Genomic DNA, 2507 nt, shown 5'->3' with positions numbered 1-2507 from the left:
GCGCGAAATTCCCGCTGTACAAGGGCATGTGAGACACGCGGGGGCGACCCCGCGCTGCAAGACCGGCGCGGCGGCAGGGCGGACGGCCCGGCCGCCGTTCGGCATTGGCGGGACCGCGTCAGCATTCTGGCGCGGGATCGGGCAGGCTGACCACGGGCGTGGCAAACCGGCGATCTTCTTTCCAGGATCGGAAATTTATCGCCAAGAAACTTTCCTTTGCGCCCGGCCCGCCCATCATGGACCCGTTCACCTTGCCATGATGGGTATCGCCATGAGATTGAAGAAAGCCCTGCCGGCCGGACTGGCCGCGGTCCTGCTGCCCGCCCTTTCGCAGGCGCAAGAGGCCGGACCCGCGCTCAGCGCCGGGGATACCGCCTTCGTCGCCACCTGCGCGCTGATCGTGATGCTGATGATGCTGCCCGGGCTCGGGTTGTTCTATGCCGGCATGGCGCGATCGAAGAACGTGCTTTCGGTGCTGACGCATATCTTCGCCTCGGTCGCGCTGATCGCGGTCTTGTGGATCGCCTTCGGCTATTCGCTGAGCTTTGCCGAAGGGCCGCTGAACGCGCTGATCGGCGGCACCTCGAAGCTTTTCCTGTCGGGCGTCACCCAGGACAGCATGGTCGGCACGATCCCCGAATATCTCTATGTGCTCTTCATGCTGATGTTCGCGGCGATCACGCCGCCGATCATCGTCGGCGCCTTTGCCGAGCGGATGAAATTCGCCGCCGTGCTGATCTTCATGGCGGTCTGGCTGACCATCAACTATGTCCCCATGGCGCATATGGCCTGGGGCGGCGGCTGGGTCTTCGACATCGGCGTGCAGGATTTCGCCGGCGGCAATGTCGTGCATCTGAACGCGGGCATGGCGGCGCTGGTCTGCGCTCTGGTCGTCGGGCCGCGCCAGGGCTACGGCAGCACGATGATGGCGCCGCACAACATGACCATGACCTATACCGGCGGCGCCATGCTCTGGGTCGGCTGGCTTGCCTTCTGCGGCGGCTGCGCGCTGGCGGCGAACGGCTTTTCGGCGCTGGTGATGCTGAACACCATGCTGGGCGGCGCCGGCGGCGCGCTTGGCTGGATGGCGGCGGAATGGCTGCATCGCGGCCGGGCCAGCACCTTCGGCCTGCTCTCGGGCGCCATCGCCGGGCTGGTGGCGATCACCCCGGCCTGCGGCTTCGTCGGCCCGGCCGGCGCGGTGGCCGTGGGCTTCCTGACCGCGCCGGTCTGCGTCTTCGCCGTCGAAGTGGTCAAGCGCCGCTTCGGCTATGACGACAGTTTCGACGTGTTCGGCGTCCACGGCGTCGGCGCGGCGGTCGGCGGCGTGCTGACGGTGATCTTCGCCGCGCCGGTACTGGGCGGCCTCGGCTACCCCGAGGGTCGCACGCTGATGACCCAGATGGTGCCGCAACTGGCGATCATGGGCTTTTCCATCCTGGTCTCGCTGGTCACGACCTGGATCGCGCTGAAGATCGCGGACGCCCTGGTCGGGCTGCGCGTCGACGAGGAAGCCGAATTCGACGGGCTCGACACCGCCGAGCATGGCGAGGTCGGCTATCGCTTGGGCGACGGCACCTATGCCGGCGCGGCCATCGCCGCGCAGCCGGGCAGCCCGGCCGCCGCGCCCGCCCTGGCCCCGGCCCGCAGCTGATCCACCGGGCCGGGCGCGACGTCCGGCCCTATTTGCTTTGCGGATAGGTGATGATCGACAGATATTTCGCCGGCAGCTCGATCAATTCGATCGGCCCATGCGGCGCATCGGCGTCGAACAGCAGCGTATCGCCCGGCTCCAGCCGATAGACCTGCTCGCCATGGCGATAGCCGACGATGCCTTCCAGCATGTAGAGCAGTTCGATCCCCTCGTGCTGGAAGGTCGGAAAACGGTCGCTCTCGGTGGTCAGCACGATCATGTAGGGCTCGACCACCACGCCGGAATTGTTCGAGCCGATATGGCCCAGCAGGTGATACTGGTGCCCGGACCGGGTGCCGGCACGCTCGATCTCGACGCCTTGCCCAGATTTCACATGCATGGCGCCGCGCGGCTCGGCATAGCCCTGGAACAGCTGGATCAGCGGCACCCGCAGGGCATTCGCCAGCGCCTGCAGGGTGCCCAGCGAGGACGAGATCACCCCGTTCTCGATCTTGGACAACATGCCGACCGACAGGCCGGTCTGCATCGCCAGATCGGCCCCGGTCATGCGCTGGCGCTTGCGCAGCTCGCGCACGGCGCGGCCGATGGCGACCTCGAGGTTGCGTTCGGAACTGTCGCGCAGGGCATGCGGGTCCTGCGACAGTTTCATCTGGCTGACCGATTTCCTGGCCATGTCGGCTCGGCTTCCTTTCCTCAGAGGAAAGAAGTCTGCTGAGGATTGCGACAGATTACAATCCTCGGCAGAGCCTTGGCCGTCGCCTGTGCCGGATTTGTCGCTTTTCACCCCATGCGCTCGGAGGCATAGGACCCCGGGGAGGGCGGGAAGACGACGGTCTTGTTGCCGTTGAGGAAG

The 2507-nt window shown here is 66.6% G+C and carries 2 protein-coding genes; one reads left to right on the top strand and one right to left on the bottom strand.

All coding sequences use genetic code 11. From position 1 onward, the window contains the following. The first annotated feature begins 271 nt into the window (after positions 1-271). On the top strand, positions 272-1654 hold the full coding sequence (locus E3D03_RS20420; protein ID WP_263568471.1) for an ammonium transporter: 1383 nt from the start codon (positions 272-274) through the stop codon (positions 1652-1654). A 28-nt stretch (positions 1655-1682) separates the two neighbouring features. Here E3D03_RS20420 and E3D03_RS20415 read toward each other — a convergent pair whose 3' ends face one another. After that, positions 1683-2327, bottom strand: coding sequence for a helix-turn-helix domain-containing protein (locus tag E3D03_RS20415; RefSeq protein ID WP_018001669.1), 645 nt, complete (start codon positions 2325-2327; stop codon positions 1683-1685). Positions 2328-2507: the final 180 nt, after the last annotated feature.

Origin of the sequence: Paracoccus sp. DMF (assembly GCF_004407025.1) — a bacterium.
GTDB lineage: Bacteria > Pseudomonadota > Alphaproteobacteria > Rhodobacterales > Rhodobacteraceae > Paracoccus > Paracoccus aminovorans_B.
This window is presented reverse-complemented; position numbering and strand designations above follow the sequence as displayed.